This window comes from Nocardioides carbamazepini (assembly GCF_024614185.1).
Lineage (GTDB): Bacteria > Actinomycetota > Actinomycetes > Propionibacteriales > Nocardioidaceae > Nocardioides > Nocardioides carbamazepini.
In genome coordinates, this window is sequence record NZ_JAHTLF010000008.1 from 75,326 (window position 1) to 96,358 (window position 21,033).

The following is a 21,033-nucleotide window of genomic DNA, read 5'->3' on the forward strand; positions in this document are numbered from 1 at the left end:
CTCTCCTCACGATCCCGGCTGCGTGCCGTTGATGATGTTGCACAGCGGCCCCAGCAGGCCCTGGCATACCTGCTGCAGGAGGCCACCCAGCGGGTCGAGGATCAGGGGGTCGATCCGCACCGGGAGCCGATCGCCCTGCACCAGCTGCAGGTTCTGCAGCGCCAGCGGCATCACGCGGAGGATCTCGGCGAGCTGGTCCTGCTTGGCGAGCAGCGTGTTCATCAGGGTGGTCGAGCCGTCGAGACTGGCCACGATCGACTCCCGGTTGTCGACCGCGAACCGCGCGACGGTCGTGACCGCCTCGTCGAGCGAGCGGAGGGCCTTCTGGAAGTTGCCCCGCTCGTCGGCGAGCAGCTGGGACGCCTGCGACACCTGCTGGATGAAGGTGCGGGCCGTGTCCTCGTTGGCGGAGATCGTGGTCAGGAGGACGTCGAGCGACCTCAGCGTCGCCGCGATGTCCGCGCGGTGGCTGGCGATCCCGTCCACACCGTCGGCGAGCGAGTGGATGGTCTGGTTGAGCAGCGGGCCACGGCCCTGGAGGGCCTCCGTGCCGGCGTCGATGAACTCCTGGACGGCCTTCGTCGTCTCGGCGTTGCCGCCGATGCCCGTGGCGAAGTCGTTGAGCGACTCCAGCACCTGGTCGAAGTCCACCGGCGTCTGGGTGCGGTCCAGTGTGATCGTGGCGTCGTCCCGCATCTTCGCGCCCTCGCGATAGACGGGCGTCAGCTCGACGTACCTGTCGGTGGCCACCGACCGGGCCACCACGACCGCGCCGGCTTCGGCCGGCACGGGCTGGTCGGCGTCGATCTCCATGGTCACGAGGACCTTGTCGCCCGCCGGCTCGATCGAGGCGACGGACCCGATGGTGACACCGAGGACGCCGACGTCGTTGCCGACGAACAGGCCCGCCGAGTCGGCGAAGTAGGCCTTCACGGTCATCTTGTCCGACCCGCCGACGACACCGCACCCGGTGGTGAGGAGGAGGGCGAGGGCGGCGACGACCGCGCCGGCGACGTGGGTGGCGCGGGTGACACGCTTGTCGAGGGCCCGGCTCATCGCTGGCACGTCCCTTCCAGCTTGCAGGTGGTGTCGTCGGCCGGAATCGCCGGCGGCTTGACGTAGAGCGGCAGGTAGGGACCGCTGCCGGTCGCGTTGGTGACGTAGCGGATGGCGGGAGCCATCTGCTCCAGCAGCCTGGTCAGCTGCTTGTCCTGGCTGTTGAGGGTGTCGAGCACCGCCTCGACGTCCTTCAGCGCGGGCCCGAGCTTGCCGTCGGTGGACTTCACGATCGCGGTGAGCGCCTTGGACAGATCCGTCGTCTCCACGAGCAGCCGGTGGATCGCCTCGCGGCGGGCGGTGATCTCGCCGACGACCAGGTTGGTCTGCTTCATCAGGCCGACGATGTCCTGGCTGCTCGCCGAGAGCTGGTCGGTGACCTTCCGGGTGGACTCCAACAGGTCGCCGACCTGGTCGGACCGCTTCGAGACCACCTCGGAGAGCCGGGCGACGCCCTCCAGCGCCGGACCGATCTCCTCCTTGCTCGCACCGAGTGTCCCGGCCATCGCGGTCAGCGCCTGGGCCAGCAGCTCGGGATCGAGCTCGTCCAGCGCCTCGGAGCCCTTCTCGATGACGTCCTGCAGGTTGTAGGGAACCGAGGTCCGCTCCAGCGGGATCTGGCCGCCGGCGAGGCTGCCTGACCCGTTCGGGTCGACCTCGAGGTAGTGGGTGCCGAGCAGCGTGGCCACCTTGACCGTCGCCGACGACCGCTCGCCGAGTGCGATCCCGGAGTCGAGGGCGAAGGTGACCAGGACGTGGTCGGCCTCCAGCTCGATGCCGGTGACCTTGCCGGAGATCACGCCGTGGACCTGGACGTCCTCACCCTGACGCAGGCCCGCCGTGTGCTCGAGGACCGCGGTGTAGGTCTTCGTGCCGAAGGTCCTGACGCTGAGCACGATCACGACCGCGCCGACCAGGCCGAGGATCACCAGCGTGACGATGCCGACGTGCAGCGGGTTGCGCTCGTTCATGGGCTTCATCGGCACGCCGCCGACCAGGGGCCGTTGTTGCCGACCGGGTTGATGCCGGAGCTGTTGGCGGTCAGGGCGATCGACAACGAGCAGACGTAGACGTTGAGCGCGTTCTCGTACGACGACGCGCGGCCCAGCGACTCGAAGACGGTGGTGAACGCCGGGATCGCGTCCACCAGGCCCTTGCGGGACCGCTCGAACATGTCGGCGACGGTGACCAGCCGGTCCGTCGTCCTCGTCAGGGGCACCTTGACCTCCTTGAGCAGCGAGCTGGTCGCGCCGACGAGTCGGCTCACGCCGTCGATCGAGGCACCGATGGACGTGCGGTCCTCGGCGAGCCCGGTCATCAGCCGGCGCAGCTCGGCGACGGTCTGGGAGAGCTCGTCGCCCCGACCCGCGATGTTGTCCAGCACCGGCTGGAGGTTGGTCATCACCTCGCCGATCACGGCGTCGCGGTCGGCGAGGAAGTTGCTGAGCTGGCCGGTCTGCTGGAGCAGCTGCTCGACCGTGCCGCCCTCGCCCTGGAGCACCTTGACGAGCGACGTCGCCAGCTGGTTGACGTCGCCGGGCTGGAGCACCTTGAACAGCGGCCGGAAGCCGTTGAGCAGGCCGGTGAGGTCGAAGCCCGGGTCGGTCCGGGTGATGGGGACCGTCGCGCCGTCCTTGAGCTCGCCGCCCCGCTGGGCACCCTGGACCAGCGAGATGTACCGCTGGCCGAGCAGGTTCTGGTAGCGCATGACCAGCTTGGTCGAGTCGAGCAGGGGCTGGTCCTCGACCAGCTCGAGCTTGATCTCGGCGCCGTCGTCGGTCGCCTCGATGCCCTTGACCTGGCCGACCCGGACGCCTGCGGCCTTGACGTCGTCGCCGACGCGCAACCCGCTGACGTCGGCGAACTCGGCCCTGAACTCGTGGGTGCCGCCGCTGACGCCGTTCTGCATGGTGTTGACCAGCAGGAGCAGCATCAGGCCGCTGACCACGGCGAAGGCGGCGAACTTGATCGCGATCGAGCGCAACCCGGTCATCGGCCCTCCCCCCACAGCCGCCCGACGCCGGCCGGGTCGGTGCTGCCCGTGCGGTAGACCGGCCGCTGGCCGCTGGTGTAGTAGGGCGGCGGTGAGAGCCGCAGGGTGCCGTCGGTCCTCACGAAGCCGCCGCGCACCGCCTGCGGCAGGCTCGTGCCGAGCATGATGTTGACGGCGAGCGCATCTGTGATGCCGGCCTTGCGATTGTCGTAGACGGCGTCCAGCAGGACCGCCGAGCCGTTGATGAAGTCCACCAGCCTCTTCTCGTTCTCCTTCAAGAACGAGCGCGACGGGCGGGCCAGGTTGGTGCCCCCGCTGATCAGCGCGGTGATCGCCGCCTCCTGGGTGACGATCGTGTGGAGCGTGACGAGGACGTCGTCGGTCGCGTCGAGGAGACCCGGCGCGATCTCGTCGACGAGCCGGGTCGTTGAGGCGAGCGCCTCCAGGTCCTCGCGCACCTGGGGCATCCGCGGGTTGATCCGGTCGAGGTAGCCGTTGAGGGTGCGGACGGTGGCCCCGATCTGGCCGCCGCGCCCGTCGAGCGCCTCGGCCGCCGACCCGATCGCCGAGGCCAGCTCGGCCGGGCCGAGCGCCTTGACCAGGCGGTCGATGTCGTCAAGGGCCTGCTGGAGCTCGAGCGTCTCCTGGGTGCTGTCGGCCGGGACCTTGGCACCGGCCTTCAGCTCGCCCGCCGCGGTGCCGTGCACGACCAGGTCGACGAAGGTGGTGCCGAAGACGGTCGCCGGCAGGATCCGCGCGACGACGTTGCCGGGTACGACGTCCAGGTCCTGCTTCGACATCTCCATGTCGACGGTGACGCCACCGGAGGCGGCGCGAGCGATGCTGGAGACCTTGCCGATGATGACGCCGTTCATCTTGACGTCGGAGCCGGCACGGAGCGCGCCGCCGGCGTTGGCCACCTCGGCGCTGACGTGCGGCCGGGACCCGAACGTGCCGTTGCTGCGCAGCGTGATGAACGCGCCGATGACGGCGAGCGCGACGAGCGCGATCAGGCCCCGACGGGCCAGTTCGTTGCGGGAGACCTCGCGTGCCATGTCGTCACCTCACCCCGAGATCCGGAAGCCCGGGTCGCCGCCCCAGAACACCAGGGTGAGGACCATGTCGAGCACGACGATGGACACGATGCTCGCGCGGATGCCGGTGCCGGTCGCCTCGCCGACCGCCTGCGGGCCGCCACCGACCCGCATGCCGTACCAGCAGTGGATCAGGGCCACGGTCAGGGCGAAGAGCAGGATCTTCACGATCGAGAAGACGATGTCCCGGCCTTGGATGAACGTCGAGAAGTAGTGGTCGTACTGGCCCGGTGACTGCCCGAACAGGACCACCACCGAGACCTGCGAGGCGACATAGCTCCCGATCAGTCCGATCAGGTAGAGCGGCAGGATCGCGACCATGCACGCGATCACGCGCGTGGTGCACACGTAGCGCACGGCGCTGACCGCCATCACCTCGAGGGCGTCGATCTCCTCGTGGATCTTCATCGAGCCGATCTGGGCGGTGAACCGGCAGCCGACCTGCGCACCGAGTGCCAGGGCGGCGATCAGCGGCGCGAGCTCGCGGGTGTTGACGCTCGCGGAGATGAAGCCGGTCAGTGGCGCCAGGCCGACGATCTCGAGGCCGTTGAAGCCCTCGATGCCGATCGACGTGCCGGCCGCGACGGAGAGCAGGATCATGACGCCGACCGTGCCGCCGCCGACGAGGAGGGCGCCGCTGCCCCAGGCGATGTCCTTGATCTGGCGCAGCACCTCCCTCGGGTAGAGGGCGATGGTCGCCGGGACCTCCCGGAAGACCTTCCCGGAGAAGCTCACGAACGAGCCGAACATGGCGAGCGTGCTCATCACCGCGTCGGCGAGGCCGACGATGGCGTCGGAGAGGCGCGCGCCGAGGCCGCGACCGAGCTGGACCTCGGACATCAGGCACCTCCGGGGAAGAGCATGACGTAGGCCTGGGTCAGGCCGACGTTGATCACGGCGAGCAGGATCACGCTGAGGACGACGGCCTGGTTGACCGCGTCGGCGACCGCCTTCGGTCCACCACGCGCGCTCAGTCCCTTGTGCGCGCAGACGACGATCGCGACGAACCCGAAGATGAGGCCCTTGAGCTCGGCGAGGACCAGGTCGCCCGGCTGCGCGAGGCCGACGAACGAGTCGAGATAGGTGCCGGACGAGATCTGGCCGCCGCCGACGACGATGACGAAGGCGGTCGTCATGGCGGTCATCGCGACGATCACGGTGAGCAGCAGGGAGACGACGAGGGCCGCGAGGATCCGCGGCGCGACCAGGCGCTGGATCGGCGATATGCCCATCACCTTGAGCGCGTCGATCTCCTCACGCACCGTGCGGGCACCGAGATCGGCGCAGACGGCGGACCCGACGGCGCCGGCGATCATCAACGAGGTCACCAACGGCGCGCCCTGCCGGAGCACGCCGATGCCGTTGACCGCTCCGATGAACGACTGCGCACCGATCTGGTTGGCGGCGGCGCCGATCTGGACCGACGTGATGACGCCGAACGGGATCGCGACCAGGATGGTCGGCAGCAGTGAGACGCGCGTCATGAACCAGCACTGCAGGAGGAACTCGGACCACGAGAACCTGCGCGCGAGGATGTCGGAGAAGCCCCACTGGATGGACTCCACCGCGAGCTTCACCAGCTCACCGGTGGTGACCACCCCGGCCCTGAACCGGGCGGTCACGTTGTCGAGGAAGGACCGCCCTCCGGCGGCCACGGCGCTCATCGCGGCGCCCGCCTCTCGTCGTCCATGACTCCGACAACGGAGGTCACCCGACCGACGTCATGGCTCGCCACGGCGAACACCGCTCCCGGCCCTCCCATACGCACCCCCGCCTGCCACACCCGGAGTCCCGATCCCGCCCCGGCGACTGCCTGTTGCTCGGTGTAACACTTATCACGCGATTTGGTCACGGCCCCCGAGGTGACCACGAGGCGCCATCCGCGGACCGCGCCGTGGTCGGCGCAGGCCCGCGGCAGCCACGAGGAACGGGACCCGCCCGCGGTGGCCCGCCCACGGACGCAGGTAGCGCGCCAGCTCCGCGTCGTCGAACAGGCGGCCCTCCAGCGCCCAGCCGACGTCCTTCGCGACGTGGTAGTCGCCGAACGAGACGGCATCGGGATCGCCGAGCGCGCGCTGGCGTACCTCCGCGGCGGTCCAGACGCCGATGCCGGGCAGGGCACGCAGCCGCCGCTCGGCCTCCTCCCCCGGCAGGCCGGCGGCCCGCTCCAGGGCTTCGGCGTGCCGGGCGGCGGTCACCACGGCCCGGCTGCGCGCGGGATCGACGTGGAGTCGCAGCCACTCCCACGAGGGGACCTGTCGCAGGGTTGCGGCGTCGGGCTGGACCATCAACCCGTGCGCGGCCCCGGGTCCGGGCGCGGGGATGCCGTGCCCGCGAACGAGCGCGCGGAAGCCGGCGAAGGCCTCCTGGCCGGTGACCTTCTGCTCGATGATGGCGGGCACGAGGGCCTCCAGGACCAGGCCGGTGCGCCCCTGCCGCAGGTGCGGGTGGTGCCGTCGGGCCTCGGCCAGCACCGGGTGTCGCGCCTCGAAGCCGGTCCAGTCGTCGAGGTCACCGAGCAGCGCGGGCAGCTGGTCGAGAGCCCACGGGGCGCCCGGGCCCCACGCGGACGCTGCGATCACTCCGTCGTGGTCCTGCTCGCAGACCGCCAGCGCGGCCACGCCCTGCGGGGTCCGGCTCGCGCGCCAGTGCCTCCCCGCGACCGCGAGCCGGTGGGTCGGGTCACCGCTCCCGCGGCGCTGCTGGCGCAGGAGCGCACCGACCGGGACCGGGCGGCCCGGCCGCCAGCTGCGGGTCGCGGCGGGGGCTTCCGAGGCGGCCGAGGCGGCCGGGGAGGTCATCGGAGCACTGTACGGCGACGGCAGGTCGCTGCGCTTCGAGGCGCGACGCACTAGGCTCTCTCGCGCAAGGACGAACCCTTTTCGTTCACGACGTACATCCTCAGGCTCCGGAGGGCAGTTGAGCATCGACACCACCCGCGGTCGTCGGACCCGCCTCGACCAGGAGGCGGTGCTCCGGGCGGCGGAGACGCTCGTCGACCGCGACGGGTACGACGCCCTCACCATGACCTCGCTCGCGGCCGAGCTCGAGGCCCGGGTCTCCTCGCTCTACAACCACGTCGCGAACCTCGAGGACCTGCGCGCGCTCATCCAGGTCCGGGCGATGCGGCTGCTCGGCGAGCACGTCCGCGCCGCCGCCATGGGCCACGCCGGCATCGACGGCCTGCGCGCGCTCAGCCACGCCCTGCGGGCGTTCGCCCGCAGCCATCCGCAGCGGTACGCCGCCCTCACCCGGCCGCCGATCGACCGCGAGGCGTTCTACACGGCGGCGCTCGACGCGATCGAGGCGCTGGCCGTGATGGTCCGCTCCGCGGGCCTCCCGGACGACCGGCTGCTGAAGAGCGCGATGGCGCTGTTCGCCTCCCTGCACGGGTTCGTGTCGCTGGAGGTCGCCGGGTACTTCGGCGACCTGTCCGGCACCAGTGCGGAGGCCCTCGACCTCGACCTGGTCTACGAGCAGGTCATCGACGGCGCGGTGACCGCCGCGTCGCTGGAAGCCACGCGCTGAGCCGATGCTGCTCCGCGACCTCGTCGACGTCTCCCGCCAGGTCGCCGCGACGCGCTCGCGCAAGGAGAAGACCCGTCTGATCAGCGGACTGCTGCTCACCGCCGACCCCGCCGAGCGCTCGCTGGTGGCCCACTACCTCGGCGGACGACTCCGTCAGCGGCGTACCGGTCTCGGGTGGCGCAGTCTCCAGTCCCTCCCCGCTCCCGCGGAGGCGTCGAGCCTGGAGGTCGTCGAGGTCGACGCCCGGTTCGCGGCGATGTCGCTGCTGGCCGGCGCAGGTTCGGCCGGGCTGCGGGCGGCGGCGGTCGCGGACCTGTTCGGCCGGGCGACCGCGCCCGAGCAGGAGTGGCTGCGCGCCGTGACCGTCGGCGAGGTCCGCCAGGGCGCGCTCGAGGCGGTCGTGACCGAGGCGCTCGCGGCGGCGGCCGAGGTCCCGCTGGCCGCCGTCCGGCGGGCCGCGATGCTGGCTGGCGGGTCGACCTACGTCGTCGACGCGGCGTTCTCCGGCGCCGACGCCCTCGCCGAGGTCGGCCTGACCGTCGGCCGGCCGGTCCTGCCGATGCTCGCCTCCTCCGCGCCGGACGTCGCGGCCGCGGTCGCGAAGGCCGCCGGTCGCGGGTCGGGGCTCGTCGGCGTCGACGCCAAGCTCGACGGCATCCGGATCCAGGTGCACCGCTCCGGCGACGACGTCGTCATCGCCACGCGCAGCCTCGACGACATCACCCATCGGCTGCCCGAGGTCGTCGCGATCGCCCGCGCCCTGCCCACCGCGCAGGTGGTGCTGGACGGCGAGGCGCTGTGGCTCGCCGCCGACGGTCGTCCCCGGCCGTTCCAGGAGACGGCCTCCCGCACAGCGTCCTCGGACGTCGCGGGCGAGTCCGTCGTGTCGCCGTACTTCTTCGACGTCCTGCACCTCGACGGCACCGATCTCATCGACCGGCCCGCCCACGAGCGCTGGCAGATCCTCGAGGACCTCGTCCCCGCCGAGCACCGCGTGCAGCGCTGGATCGGCACCGACGTCTCGGACGCGACGGCATTCACCTCCGGCGTACTCGCCTCGGGCCATGAGGGCGTCGTGGTGAAGTCAGCCGACGCCGGGTACGACGCCGGCCGGCGCGGCTCGGCGTGGGTCAAGGTCAAGCCGGTGCACACCCTCGACCTGGTCGTCCTCGCCGTCGAGCACGGCTCCGGACGCCGCCGCGGCTGGCTCTCCAACATCCACCTCGGCGCCCGCGACCCCTCCTCGCCCACCGGCTTCGTGATGCTCGGCAAGACGTTCAAGGGCATGACCGACGAGATGCTCGCCTGGCAGACCGAGCGCTTCCGGGAGCTCCAGGTGGAGGACGACGGCTGGGTCGTCACCGTGCGCCCCGAGCAGGTCGTCGAGATAGCGCTCGACGGCCTCCAGCGCTCCACCCGCTACCCCGGTGGCCTCGCCCTCCGGTTCGCCCGGGTCGTGCGCTACCGCGCCGACAAGTCCGCCGACGAGGCGGACACGATCGAGACGGTGCGAGGGCTGCTGCCCTGAGGCGACCGGTGTCTCACCCGGTCACAGATGTTGCAACACCGAGTTGCACGTCCCGTACACTCGCCCCATGGCGACCAACGCACCAGCCTCCGACGGACGTCGCAGAGCTGCGGCAGCCCGACGCAAGGCGCGCCAGGCGGAGATCATCACCGCGACCCGCCAGATCTTCGACTCCAAGGGCGTGCGCGACGTCCAGATCGAGGAGATCGCGAGCGCGGTCGGGATCAACCGGGCCATCGTCTACCGGCACTTCACCGGCAAGGAGGAGCTGTTCGCGCTCACCCTGGTCGGCTACCTCGAGGAGCTGCACGACGCGATGGCCGCGGCCGCGGCGAGCGGGGGCTCGCCGGGTGAGCAGCTGGAGCGGATCGTGGGATCGTTCGTCGACTACGGCGTCGCGCACCCGGCGTTCGTGGACTGCGCCCAGGCGCTCATGGTCCGGCCGGGCGACGAGCTGCTCGACGAGATCGCGGAGGGCCCGCTGTTCCGGCTCGGGCGCGGCATCACGTCGTGCCTGACCGTCCTGTCCGACACCCTCAGCCACGGCGTGGAGCAGGGCGCCTTCGACCTCAGCGACGACCCCGTGCTGCTCGCCAACGCGCTCTACGCCAGCGGCCTCGGCGCGCTCCAGCTGGCCCGGCTCGGCATCCTCGTCACCGAGGCGGCGCCCGGCATCCCGACGGTCGGGCAGATCTCGGCGGAGCAGGTGCGCTCCTACCTCGTGCGCTCGGCGCTCTCGCTGGTCGCCGCCTGACCCTGGTGGTGCGGGCCGGCGGCGACCAGCCGTGTCTCGGCCCGGCTCAGCGCTCCATGATGGCGACGACGCCCTGACCACCGGCCGCGCAGACCGAGATCAGCGCCCGGCCGCCGCCGTTGGCCCGGAGCAGCTTCGCGGTGTTGGCCACGATCCGGCCACCGGTCGCGGCGAACGGGTGCCCTGCCGCGAGCGAGGAGCCCTTGACGTTGAGCAACGCTCGGTCGATCGACCCGAGCGGCGCGTCCAGACCGAGGCGCTCCTTGCAGAACACCGGGCTCTCCCACGCGGCGAGGGTCGAGAGCACCTGCGAGGCGAAGGCCTCGTGGATCTCGTAGAAGTCGAAGTCCTGCAGGGTGAGCCCGTTGCGCTCGAGCATCCGCGGGACGGCGTACGCCGGAGCCATGAGCAGCCCCTCAGCGCCGTTGACGAAGTCCACCGCGGCGACCTCGGAGTCGACGAAGTAGGCGAGCACCTCGAGCCCGTGCGCCTCAGCCCACTCGTCGGAGCCGAGCAGCACCGCGGAGGCGCCGTCGGTCAGCGGGGTCGAGTTGGCGGCGGTCATGGTGGCCGCCTCACCCTTGCCGAAGACCGGCTTGAGCTTGGCGAGCTTCTCCAGGGAGGAGTCGGCGCGCAGGTTGTTGTCGCGCTCCAGACCGCGGAACGGGGAGATCAGGTCGTCCTGCCAGCCCTCGTCGTACGACGCCGCGAGGTGGTGGTGCGAGGCGACGGCCAGCTCGTCCTGGGCCTCGCGGGCGATCTGCCACTCGAGGGCGGTCAGCGCCTGGTGCTCGCCCATCGACAGCTTGGTGCGCGGCTCACCGTTGGACGGGATCGCGAGCCCGATGTCGCCGGGGCGGACGGTCGCGAGGATCGCGAGCCGGTCCTTCGTGGAGCGCGCGTTGTTGAGCTGGATCAGCTTCTTGCGCAGCTTCTCGCCGATCGCGACCGGCGCGTCGGAGGTGGTGTCGACGCCACCGCCGATACCGGAGTCGATCTGGCCGAGCTTGATCTTGTTGGCGATGTAGTTGATCGCCTGGAGGCCGGTGCCGCAGGCCTGCTGCAGGTCGACGGCCGGGGTCTCGGGCGCGAGGCGGGTGCTGAGCACCGACTCGCGGACCAGGTTGAAGTCCCGGCTGTGCTTGAGGACCGCACCGCCGGCGACCTCGCCGAGACGCTCACCCTCCAGCCCGAACCGGGCCACGAGGCCGTCGAGAGCGGCGGTCAGCATCTCCTGGTTGGACGCGGTGGCGTAGGCACCGTTGGAGCGCGCGAACGGAATCCGGTTACCGCCGAGTACGGCAGCGCGGCGAACAGTCTCAGTCATGGATCAATCCTCACTCAGGTGCGCCCCGGGCAGAACCCTTTGAGGGCGAGATCACGAAATGTGGACTCAGAGTTACACATCTAGTTACATGGGTGCCATGACTGACAAGTACCAGGGCTTCGTGAGCTCCCCGATCGGCAAGCTCCTCGTCAAGAACCTCGGGCTTCCCAACCCGACCAAGCTGGAGCGCTACCGCGCCGGCGATCCGCTGGTCACGGGCACCGTCCTCACCGGTGGCCGCGGTCGGCTCGCCGAGTCCCTCCCCGGCCTCCTGGACGTGCTGGGCATCTCCTCGGCGGGCGCCCAGACCGAGGGCCAGAGGTACAAGGGCCTCGTCTTCGACGCCACCGGCATCGCAGGCGTCGAGCAGCTCGTCGAGCTGCAGGAGTTCTTCACCCCCCTCATGCGCAGCCTCGAGAGCTGCGCCCGCGTCGTGGTCCTGGGCACCCCGCCGAGCCTGGTCGAGGGCAGCGAGCGGATCGCCCAGCGTGCGCTCGAGGGATTCACCCGCAGCCTCGGCAAGGAGATCGGCAAGGGCGGCACCGTCCAGCTCGTCTACGTCGCCGACGGCTACGAGGACTCGGTCCTGTCGACCCTCGGCTTCCTCCTCAGCCCCAAGTCGGCCTACGTGTCGGGCCAGGTGGTCCGCATCGGCGCCCACGACGAGCAGCACGGCTCCGCGCTGGAGGACTGGACCGCGCCGCTGGCCGGCAAGATCGCCTTCGTCACCGGCGCCAGCCGCGGCATCGGCGAGGAGATCGCGCGGGTGCTGCACCGCGACGGCGCGAAGATCGTCGGCCTCGACGTCCCGCAGGCCGCCGACGACCTGGTCAAGGTGATGAAGGAGCTCGACGGCGACTGGCTCACCCTCGACATCACCGCGGCCGACGCCCCGCAGCGGATCGCGCACCATCTCGAGGAGAAGCACGGCGGGGTCGACATCGTGGTGCACAACGCCGGCGTGACGATGGACAAGAAGCTCGCCAACCAGACGCCGGAGCGGTTCGGCAAGGTGCTGCAGATCAACCTCGAGGCGCCCGAGCGGATCACCGCCGAGCTGCTCGAGCAGAAGGTCGTCAACGCCAACGGCCGGATCATCGGCGTCGCCTCGATCGCGGGCATCGCCGGCAACCTGGGCCAGACCAGCTATGCCGCGTCGAAGGCCGGCGTCATCGGCTTCGTCGACTCGCTGAGCGAGAGGCTCGAGGACGGCATCACGGTCAACGCCGTCGCGCCGGGCTTCATCATCACCCAGATGACCGCCGCCGTGCCGTTCGCGACCCGCGAGGTCGGCCAGCGCCTCAACGCGATGTCCCAGGGCGGCCTGCCGGTCGACGTCGCCGAGACCATCGCCTGGTACGCCTCCCCCGCCTCCACCGCCGTCAACGGCAACGTCGTGCGGGTCTGCGGCCAGATGATGCTGGGTGCCTGACATGGCTCTGCCCGTGATGCTCAAGGCCGCGCTGCCCGCGATCCCCGGCGTGAACCAGCTCCCCGGCATCAAGAAGACCGGCGGCACTCTGCCCGACCTCACCCTGACGCGCGACGACGTCGTGGTGGAGCGGGCCGCGGTCCAGCGGTACGCCGAGGTGTGCGGCTTCCCCCACCGCGACATCGCGCCGGTGCCCTACCTGCACATGCTGGCGTTCCCGCTGCACCTGCAGCTGATGACCGACGCGCGGTTCCCGTTCCCGGCCATCGGCTCGGTGCACCTGGAGAACACCATCGTGCAGCACCGTCCGGTCGCCATCGGGGAGACGGTGTCGCTCTCGTTGACGGCCGACAACCTGCGGGCCAGCACGAAGGGCCGCGCGTGGGACATGAACGTCACCGGCACCGTGGACGACGAGGTCGTGTGGGAGTCGGTGTCGACGTACCTGCGGGTCGGGAAGGGCGACCCCAATGATGCAGTGCACGGTGACCCTGGTCTGCAGTTGGAGAAGATCGTGGCGAAAGGTCCGGTGTGGTCGCTCCCGGGTGACCTCGGCCGCCGCTACGGCGCGGTGTCCGGCGACCGGAACCCGATCCACCTCTACCCGCTGACGGCCAAGGCGCTCGGCTTCCCGCGTCACATCGCCCACGGCATGTGGAGCAAGGCCCGTTGCATCGCGGCGTTGGAGAACCGGCTGCCCGACGCCGTCAAGGTCGAGGTCGCCTTCAAGAAGCCGATCTTCCTGCCCGGCAAGGCGCAGTTCGGCGCCGAGCAGACCGCGACCGGCTACGACTTCACACTGCTCAACCCCAAGAACGGCGCGCCCCACCTGCTCGGGCGGACCACCGCGCTCTAGCGACGCGGCCGGATCAGTCCTTCTTGGGCGACGGTGGCGACGAGGGTCCCGTCCTGGGTGAAGATCCGGCCCAGGGCGAGACCTCGTCCTCCGCTGGCCGACGGGGACCACTGGTCGTAGAGCCACCACTCGTCGGCGCGGAACGGCCGGTGGAACCAGATGGTGTGGTCGAGTGAGGCCATCTGCACCTTGTGCGGCCCGTGCTCCGGATGCGCGGCGAGGGTCGCGCCGAGCAGGGACACGTCGCTGGCGTAGGTGAACGTCGCGAGGTGCTCGATCGGGTCGTCGCTGAGCCGGCCGTCGACCCGGATCCACACCTGGGTCTGCGCGGGGTGCATCGGGTCCGGCTCCATGCCGTGGGCCGAGCTGCCGAGCCAGCGCACGTCGAGCGCTGCCCACTCCTTGCTCAGGCCGTCGTCGGCGCCGCGGTCGGCCATCAGCGACATCAGGTCCAGCCCCTCCTCGGGGGTCTTGACCTCGGGCATCAGGTCCTGGTGCTCGAGGCCCTCCTCGGCCCGCTGGAAGTTGAGCGACTGGTAGTAGATCGGCCGGCCGTGCTGGCGGGCGAGCACGCGGCGGGTGGCGAACGACTTGCCGTCGCGGATCCGCTCGACGTCGTAGATGATCGGGACGGTGTAGTCGCCGGGCAGCAGGAAGTACGAGTGCAGCGAGTGCACGTGCATGCCCTCGTCGACCGTCCGGGTGGCGGCGATCAGCGCCTGGGCGGCGACCTGGCCGCCGTAGACCCGCTGCCGGATCGTCTCGGGCTGCTGGCCGCGGAACAGGTCGGTGTCGAGCTGCTCGAGATCGAGCAGCGAGACCAGCTTCCGGGTCGCCTCCCCCATCACCCGGTCGCTCATGATCCGCCGCCTGTCTCGTCGGGCCCCTCGAGGCCGGCCAGGAACTGCTCGAACTGCCGGCCGATCTCCTCACCGGTGGGCAGCGGCTCGTCCTCGGCGAGCAGGCTGCTGCCCTCCTCCTCGGCGCGCGCGAAGGTGTCGTACTGCTGCTCCAGCGCGGTCACGACGTCCTGCACCTCGCCGTTGGCGGACAGGTAGCGGCTGATCTCCTCCTCGCGCTCGTCGGCCGCGGTGCGCAGCTCGCCGAGGTCGACGGTGAGCCGGGCCGCCAGCTCGACCTGCTCGAGCAGGGACACCGAGGCGCGGGGGTAGTCGAGCTGGGCGAGGTAGTGCGGCACGTGCGCCACGAAGCCCTGCGCATCGTGGCCCCACTCGCCGAGGCGGACCTCGAGCAGGGCCTGGGCGCTGCTCGGCACCCGCAGCTCACCGCGCCAGGGACTGGTGCCGGTGAGCAGGTCGGGGTTGTTGGCGTGGTGGGTGATCGCGATCGGGCGGGTGTGGGGCACCGCCATCGGCACCGAGCCCATGGACACGACCAGCGCGACGTCGAAGCGCTCGATGACCTCGCGCACGCCGCGGCAGAACGCCTCCCAGCGGATGTCGGGCTCGGGCCCGTGCAGGAGGAGGTACGGCGCGCCACCGGCGTCGCGCAGCATCCGGACCACGAGTCGCGGGGCCTCGTAGCCCTCGTAGTGGTCGCGGGCGAAGGTCAGCGGAGGCCGCCGGGCGCGGTAGTCGTGCAGCTGGTCGACGTCGAAGGTCGCGACCACGACTCCCCCGCCGTCGGCCGAGAAGGCGCCCGCGCGGACGAGGTGGCGGCAGGCCAGCGCACCGGCGCTGCCGGCGTCGAGGAAGCCCTCGAGCGCCACCACCAGCGCGAGGTTCTCCACGCCCTCGAGCTCGGGCACCTCGTCGACGATGTGGACGAGACGGGGCGATGGGGTCACACCGAGAGCCTAGTGGTCCGCTCCCGGCACCGGGCGGGGCGGCTGCAGCCGACTGTGCCGCCGGCCGTAGACGGCGTAGACGACGACACCGATCGCCATCCACACCAGGAACCGGATCCAGGTGTCACCGGTGAGGTTGAGCATGAGGTAGAAGCACATCAGCGTCGACACCGCGGCGACCACCGGGGCGAGCGGGGTGCGGAAGCCGCGCGGCAGGTCGGGCCGGGTCCGCCGCAGGACCACGACTCCGATGCTGACCAGCATGAACGCGAACAGGGTGCCGATGTTGACCAGGTGGGCCAGGGTGCTCAGGTCGACGAAGCCGGCGAGCGCGGCGACGGCCACGCCGGTCACGATCGTGATCCGGTACGGCGTCCCCCAGCTGGGATGCACCTTGGCCAGGGCCCGTGGGAGGAGGCCGTCGCGAGCCATCGCGAAGCCGACCCGGGACTGCCCGAGCATCAGGATCATCGCGACCACGACCAGGCCGACGCAGGCGCCGATCGAGATCAGGTCGGGCATCCAGTCGACGCCCGTGGCCTGGAAGGCGTCGGCGAGCGGGGCCGCACTGTCGGGGTCGATGTCCCGATAGCTGCGCAGCCCGGTGACGACGAGGCTGACCGCGGCGTAGAGGACGGTGACGATCGCCAACGAGCCGAGGATGCCGATCGGGACGTCGCGCTGCGGGTTCTTCGTCTCCTCGGCGGTCGTCGCGACGATGTCGAAGCCGATGAAGGCGAAGAAGACGATCGCGGCGCCGGAGATCACGCCGGCGATCCCGAACACGGCAGGCTCGAGGCCGAGCAGGCTGGTGATCAGCGGGACGTCGGCGAAGCCGCCGCCGGACTCGGGCGCGGGCTGCGCGTCGGGGATGAACGGCGTCCAGTTGCTCACGTCGATGTGCGCGATGCCGACGACGATCACCGCCGCGACGACGACCAGCTTGAGCGCGACGACGAACTGGTTGAACCGGCTGGAGAATTTCGTGCCGCGGATGAGCAGGAACGTGACCAGCAGCGCGATCACCACCGCCGGCAGGTCGATGACGCCGGTCGCCGCGGAGCTGATCCGCCCGGGCAGCGTGACACCCACGATGTCGAGAACCTCCTGCAGGTAGGCGGAGAAGCCCGTCGAGAGCGCCGCGGCGCCGACGGTGAACTCGAGCACGAGGTCCCAGCCGATGATCCAGGCCACCAGCTCGCCGAGCGTCGCGTAGCTGAAGGTGTAGGCACTGCCGGCCACCGGCACCGTCGAGGCGAGCTCGGCGTAGCAGAGGGCGGCGAGGCCGCATGCCACCGCCGCGATCACGAAGCTGAGGGCGAGCGCCGGACCCGCGTTGCTGGCCGCCACCGTGCCGGTGAGCACGAAGATCCCGGCGCCGATGATGACCCCGACGCCGAACACCGTGAGGTCGAGCGCCGACAGATCCTTGCGCAGGCGATGGTCCGGCTCGTCGGTGTCGGCTATCGACTGCTCGACCGACTTGATGCGGAACAGGCTCATGGAACTCCTAACCCGAGTAGGTGCGCTCCATCAGTCCTACACCTCGCTGGGCCAGTTGGGCAGGAGTCACGCCGAGGACGTCCGGAACGACCTGCGCCTGGTCGGCGCCGTCGGCCAGCCGGTCGAGGAGCAGGAAGAGCATCGGCGTGCCGTAGGTGCCGGCGATGTACTCGCACACCCACCAGGACACGGCATACCAGGCCTCGGCGTCGGCTCCCCCGAACTGGGCGGCCCCCGGCAGGGTGGTCGCGGTCGCGGCGACGTCGAGCGCCCGGGCCGGGAGCCGGCGCCGCGCCGGCGTCATCGGCCGGACCGAGACGTACTCCGCGATGCCCTCGCTCAGCCACAGCGGCGCGCCGTGTCCGCGGGCGCCGAGGGTCGCGTGGACGAGCTCGTGGCGCACCAACCGGCCCAGCACGCCGGCCTGCTGGTCGAGGACGCGCGGGTTGAGGAAGATCCGGTACGACGCCGCCCCCTGGTTGGCGTCCGTGCCGTCGACGGGCACCGCGATGGTCAGCCCGTCCGCGCGGTCCGGGTCGCCCACGGTCTGGTCGGCCAGGCCGCGGAGGAACGCGGGATCGCGCAGCGAGTAGACCACCACACCGGAGGCGACGCCCGCGCCGGCGCCACCGATCACGGCCCGCACGTCGTAGCGGCCGTTGCCCGCTGCGTCGAGCACCGCGCCGGCGTGCCGCACCGTGGTGTCGTCGAAGATGCCGAGCACGCCGACGGCCTGCTCGACACGGACCGGCCCGAGGTCCCAGGGCTGGACGTTCCCGGGATGGGCGGTCTCCCAGGCGTAGTCGGTGGTCGAGGTGATCACCAGCCGCCGGCCGTCGGGCGAGGGCGTGAACAGGAAGCGGTCACGGGTGCGGGCCGGTGTGGTGTCGTAGCCGTCGAGGCCGAGCACGAGCACCACCTCGGCCCAGTAGTCCGCACTGCCCTCGACGGGCGTGATCGTGTCGGCGGCCACCTCGTAGCGCAGCTCGCCGACCGGCAGCCGGCCGATGTTGTCGAAGTAGGTCTGCTGCTCGGTGAGCAGGCCAGCGTCGGAGCGGTCCAGGCTGCGCCGGAAGCGGGCCACGTCGTGGGTGCGCAGGCCCCGGGCGCGCCGGTCGAGCGCCTGCTGCATGAGTGCGGTGACGTCGTCGTAGCCGGTGCCGGAGTACGTCGGCGGCGGCTGGTCGTCGGAGCAGGCGGTGAGCGGCAGCAGGAGCAGCGCCAGCGCGGGGACGAGGGTCCTAGCGCGGACCGTCGACATCGAGGAGCGTCCGTCCTTCCGGGGCGGGCTCTGCGGTGATGTCGTGGACGATCTCGAGGGCGATCGCCGCGGGGGTCAGGCCGATCCGCTCCAGGATCGCGGCCCGCTTGGCGTGGTCGAGGAACTCCTGGGGGATGCCGTGGATCCGCACCGGTGTGCGCACGCCCTCGGCCGCGAGGGTCTGGAGCAGCACCGCGCCGACGCCGCCCACGACGCCGTTGTCCTCGATCGTGACGACCCGGCGGTGGCTGCGGGCGAGGTCGATGAGCGCCGGGTCGACCGGCTTGACCCAGCGCGGGTCGACGACGGTCACGCCGATGCCCTGGGCGACCAGGCGCTGGGCGACGTCGACGGCAACCGGGGCCATCGAGCCCACCGAGACGACGAGCACGTCGCGCGCGCCCTCGCGGACCAGGACGTCGCACCCACCGGCCCGGTCGACGGCCACGACGTCCTCCGGCGGCGGCCCCTTCGGGAACCGGACGACCGTCGGCGCGTCGGCGACCTCCACCGCCTCGTCGAGGAGCTCGCGCATCCGGGTGACGTCGCGGGGCGCCGCGAGGCGCAGGCCGGGGACGACCTGCAGGAGCGACATGTCCCACATGCCGTTGTGGCTGGCGCCGTCGTCACCGGTCACCCCGGAGCGGTCGAGCACGAAGGTCACGCCGCACTTGTGCAGTGCGACATCCATCAGCACCTGGTCGAAGGCCCGGTTGAGGAAGGTCGCGTAGACCGCGAAGACCGGATGCAGGCCGCCCATCGCGAGCCCGGCCGCGGAGGTCGCGGCGTGCTGCTCGGCGATGCCCACGTCGAACGTGCGCTCGGGGAACCGGGCCTGGAACTTGTCGAGCCCGACCGGGTGCATCATCGCCGCGGTGATCGCCACGACGTCGGGACGACGCTCACCGATCCGCACCACGTGGTCGGCGAAGTGGTCGGTCCAGATCGGCCCCTTGGGCTTCTCCGCCCCCGTCTGCACGTCGAACGGGCCGGGCGCGTGGAACTGGTCGGCCTCGTGCCGCTCGGCCGGGTCGTAGCCGAACCCCTTGCGGGTGATCGCGTGCACGATCACCGGGCCGCCGAACCGCTTCGCCTGCCCGAGCGCGTGCTCCACGGCCGCGCGGTCGTGGCCGTCCACCGGGCCGACGTACTTGAGCCCGAGGTCCTCGAAGAGCCCCTGCGGGGCGAGCGCGTCCTTGAGGCCCTTCTTCATCGCGTGCAGGGCGTCGTACGCCGCCGCGCCGACGCCCGGCACGGCGTTGAGCCGGCGCTTGACGACGTCGAGCACGGTCTCGTAGCGCGGGTTGGTGCGCAGCGCGGTCAGCGCGGTCGCCAGGCCGCCGATGGTCGGCGTGTAGGAGCGGCCGTTGTCGTTGACGACGATGACGAGTCGCGAGTCGTGCTGGATCGCGATGTTGTTGAGCGCCTCCCAGGCCATCCCACCGGTGAGCGCGCCGTCGCCGATGACGGCGACGGTGTGCCGGTCCTCGCCACGGATCCGGAACGCCTTGGCGATGCCGTCGGCATAGCTGAGCGCGGTGGAGGCGTGGGAGTTCTCGACCAGGTCGTGCTCGGACTCGGCCTGGCTCGGGTAGCCGCTGAGCCCGCCCTCGCGCCGCAGCGTGCCGAAGTCGGCGGCGCGGCCGGTCACGAGCTTGTGGACGTAGGACTGGTGCCCGGTGTCGAAGACGACCTTGTCGCGCGGCGAGTCGAACACCCGGTGGATCCCGAGGGTCAGCTCGACCACGCCGAGATTGGGCCCGAGATGGCCGGTGTTGGTCGCGACGGTGCGGATCAGGAGGTCGCGGATCTCGGCCGCCAGCTGGGTGAGCTCGTCCTCGGACAGTGCCCGCAGATCGCGCGGTCCGGTGATGGTGTCGAGGACAGACATGGACGCGAGTCTACGGCGTCAGCGGTCGTAGACGGCGATCGCCGACTCGTGCAGGCTGCCCAGCCAGACCCGGCCCTCGTCCTCCCGTACGCCGGTCACCATGTGGTAGGCGGCACCGTGGTCGGCGGGGCTGATGTCGAGGTCGTGGACCAGCGCGCCGCGCTCGTCGTAGGCGACGACGCGGACGGTCTGCTTGGGCTGCGGCTGGAGCGCGTCGGGCAGCTTGGTGGCGAGCCGGCGCAAGACCATCGGCCCCCGCTGCAGGCGTTCGACGAGCGGGTCGGTGGGGCTGGCGAGGGTGATCCAGATCAACCCGTCGGAGCCGCGGGCGATGTTGTCGGGGTAGCCCGGAAGGTCGGTGCACAGCCGGTCGCGCATGCCCTTGTTGGGCCCGCTGAGCCAGCGCCGCACCACCGTGCGGGCGCCGGTCTCGGCGACGCACACGAAGTCGCCGGCGGCCGACAGCGCGACGCCGTTGGCGAAGGCGAGCCCGTCGAGCACGACGGTGACCGTGCCGTCGGGGTCGCGGCGCAGCAGCCGGCCGGTGCGGGTGTTCTGGACGAAGTCGTCCTTCCAGCGCGCGATCCCGAACCTGGTCGAGGAGTCCGACCACCAGATCGTGCCGTCCTCGGCGAGAGCCGCGTTGTTGCAGAACACCATCGGCGTGCCGTCGACGTCGGCGGTGATCAGCTCGACGTCCTCCGTTGCCGGATCGACCCAGAGCAGCCCGCGCCGGGCGTCGCACACCAGCAGCCGGCCGTCGGGCGCGAACTCGATGCCGAGCGGCCGCCCGCCGGTGTGGGCCACCCGCTCGACCTTCCCGCCCTCGGGGCTGACCCGCAGGATCGCGCCGTCCTCGGTGCCGGTGAAGACACAGCCGCGGTCGGGACCGGACGTCGCCACGACGACGTCCTCCGCGCCGTGGCCGGGGACCGGGATGACGGTGAGAGAGGTCACGGTCCGACCCTAGCCGGATCACCTCCGGCCCAGGTGGGAACGACCG

Annotated in this window: 19 protein-coding genes; 5 read left to right on the plus strand and 14 right to left on the minus strand. The window is 71.3% G+C overall.

Annotation, left to right across the window (positions count from 1 at the left end):
• Positions 1–6: 6 nt before the first annotated feature.
• From KVF89_RS02950 to KVF89_RS02980, 7 genes are all read right to left on the minus strand, one after another.
• The gene (locus tag KVF89_RS02950; protein ID WP_257423217.1) at positions 7–1,056 is read right to left on the minus strand and encodes an MCE family protein; all 1,050 of its coding nucleotides are present in this window, start codon (positions 1,054–1,056) and stop codon (positions 7–9) included.
• Positions 1,053–2,036: an MCE family protein gene (locus KVF89_RS02955; protein WP_257423219.1), complete on the minus strand. Its 984-nt coding sequence runs from the start codon at positions 2,034–2,036 to the stop codon at positions 1,053–1,055. Before KVF89_RS02955 ends, KVF89_RS02950 begins: the two co-directional genes overlap by 4 nt.
• Positions 2,033–3,049, minus strand: coding sequence for an MCE family protein (locus KVF89_RS02960; protein ID WP_257423221.1), 1,017 nt, complete (start codon positions 3,047–3,049; stop codon positions 2,033–2,035). The genes KVF89_RS02955 and KVF89_RS02960 overlap by 4 nt, the downstream gene beginning before the upstream one ends.
• Entirely contained in the window at positions 3,046–4,104 is a 1,059-nt protein-coding gene (locus KVF89_RS02965; protein WP_257423222.1) for an MlaD family protein, read from the minus strand. Before KVF89_RS02965 ends, KVF89_RS02960 begins: the two co-directional genes overlap by 4 nt.
• 9 nt (positions 4,105–4,113) lie before the next feature.
• On the minus strand, positions 4,114–4,983 hold the full coding sequence (locus tag KVF89_RS02970) for an MlaE family ABC transporter permease (protein ID WP_257423224.1): 870 nt from the start codon (positions 4,981–4,983) through the stop codon (positions 4,114–4,116).
• The gene (locus tag KVF89_RS02975; protein ID WP_257423226.1) at positions 4,983–5,807 is read right to left on the minus strand and encodes an MlaE family ABC transporter permease; all 825 of its coding nucleotides are present in this window, start codon (positions 5,805–5,807) and stop codon (positions 4,983–4,985) included. The genes KVF89_RS02970 and KVF89_RS02975 overlap by 1 nt, the downstream gene beginning before the upstream one ends.
• Before the next feature lie 171 nt (positions 5,808–5,978).
• Complete coding sequence (locus tag KVF89_RS02980) at positions 5,979–6,944, minus strand: DNA-3-methyladenine glycosylase family protein (protein WP_257423227.1); 966 nt, start codon at positions 6,942–6,944, stop codon at positions 5,979–5,981.
• Between the two features lie 118 nt (positions 6,945–7,062).
• Here KVF89_RS02980 and KVF89_RS02985 point away from each other — a divergent pair, with 118 nt between their 5' ends.
• The 3 genes from KVF89_RS02985 to KVF89_RS02995 all read left to right on the plus strand — a co-directional run bounded on the left by KVF89_RS02985 (position 7,063) and on the right by KVF89_RS02995 (position 9,953).
• Complete coding sequence (locus KVF89_RS02985) at positions 7,063–7,671, plus strand: TetR/AcrR family transcriptional regulator (protein WP_257423228.1); 609 nt, start codon at positions 7,063–7,065, stop codon at positions 7,669–7,671.
• Positions 7,672–7,675: 4 nt separating this feature from the next.
• Positions 7,676–9,199 (plus strand): ATP-dependent DNA ligase, encoded by a 1,524-nt coding sequence (locus KVF89_RS02990; RefSeq protein ID WP_257423230.1) that lies wholly within the window; start codon positions 7,676–7,678, stop codon positions 9,197–9,199.
• A gap of 67 nt (positions 9,200–9,266) precedes the next feature.
• Positions 9,267–9,953, plus strand: coding sequence for a TetR/AcrR family transcriptional regulator (locus KVF89_RS02995; protein WP_257423232.1), 687 nt, complete (start codon positions 9,267–9,269; stop codon positions 9,951–9,953).
• Positions 9,954–9,999: 46 nt separating this feature from the next.
• Here KVF89_RS02995 and KVF89_RS03000 read toward each other — a convergent pair whose 3' ends face one another.
• On the minus strand, positions 10,000–11,280 hold the full coding sequence (locus tag KVF89_RS03000) for an acetyl-CoA C-acetyltransferase (protein WP_257423234.1): 1,281 nt from the start codon (positions 11,278–11,280) through the stop codon (positions 10,000–10,002).
• A gap of 97 nt (positions 11,281–11,377) precedes the next feature.
• On the opposite strand from KVF89_RS03000, the gene KVF89_RS03005 reads away from it, so the two are divergent.
• Positions 11,378–12,712, plus strand: a complete 1,335-nt coding sequence (locus tag KVF89_RS03005) for a 3-oxoacyl-ACP reductase (protein ID WP_257423236.1) — start codon at positions 11,378–11,380, stop codon at positions 12,710–12,712.
• 1 nt (position 12,713) lies between these two features.
• Positions 12,714–13,568: a MaoC family dehydratase gene (locus KVF89_RS03010; RefSeq protein WP_257423239.1), complete on the plus strand. Its 855-nt coding sequence runs from the start codon at positions 12,714–12,716 to the stop codon at positions 13,566–13,568.
• On the opposite strand, the gene KVF89_RS03015 is transcribed toward KVF89_RS03010, so the two are convergent.
• From KVF89_RS03015 to KVF89_RS03040, 6 genes are read right to left on the minus strand one after another with little or no spacing between them, the layout of a single operon-like run.
• Positions 13,565–14,428 (minus strand): acyl-CoA thioesterase, encoded by an 864-nt coding sequence (locus KVF89_RS03015; protein WP_257423241.1) that lies wholly within the window; start codon positions 14,426–14,428, stop codon positions 13,565–13,567. The two genes, KVF89_RS03010 and KVF89_RS03015, sit on opposite strands and share 4 nt — an antisense overlap.
• Positions 14,425–15,375, minus strand: coding sequence for a proteasome assembly chaperone family protein (locus tag KVF89_RS03020; RefSeq protein WP_257423243.1), 951 nt, complete (start codon positions 15,373–15,375; stop codon positions 14,425–14,427). The genes KVF89_RS03015 and KVF89_RS03020 overlap by 4 nt, the downstream gene beginning before the upstream one ends.
• A gap of 9 nt (positions 15,376–15,384) precedes the next feature.
• Positions 15,385–16,878, minus strand: a complete 1,494-nt coding sequence (locus KVF89_RS03025) for an amino acid permease (protein WP_257423245.1) — start codon at positions 16,876–16,878, stop codon at positions 15,385–15,387.
• Between the two features lie 7 nt (positions 16,879–16,885).
• A complete protein-coding gene (locus tag KVF89_RS03030; RefSeq protein ID WP_257423247.1) occupies positions 16,886–18,139 on the minus strand; it encodes a gluzincin family metallopeptidase in 1,254 nt (417 codons plus the stop codon).
• Positions 18,120–20,030, minus strand: a complete 1,911-nt coding sequence (dxs, locus tag KVF89_RS03035) for a 1-deoxy-D-xylulose-5-phosphate synthase (RefSeq protein WP_257423249.1) — start codon at positions 20,028–20,030, stop codon at positions 18,120–18,122. The genes KVF89_RS03030 and dxs overlap by 20 nt, the downstream gene beginning before the upstream one ends.
• Before the next feature lie 18 nt (positions 20,031–20,048).
• Positions 20,049–20,987: an SMP-30/gluconolactonase/LRE family protein gene (locus tag KVF89_RS03040; protein ID WP_257423250.1), complete on the minus strand. Its 939-nt coding sequence runs from the start codon at positions 20,985–20,987 to the stop codon at positions 20,049–20,051.
• Positions 20,988–21,033 lie beyond the last annotated feature (46 nt).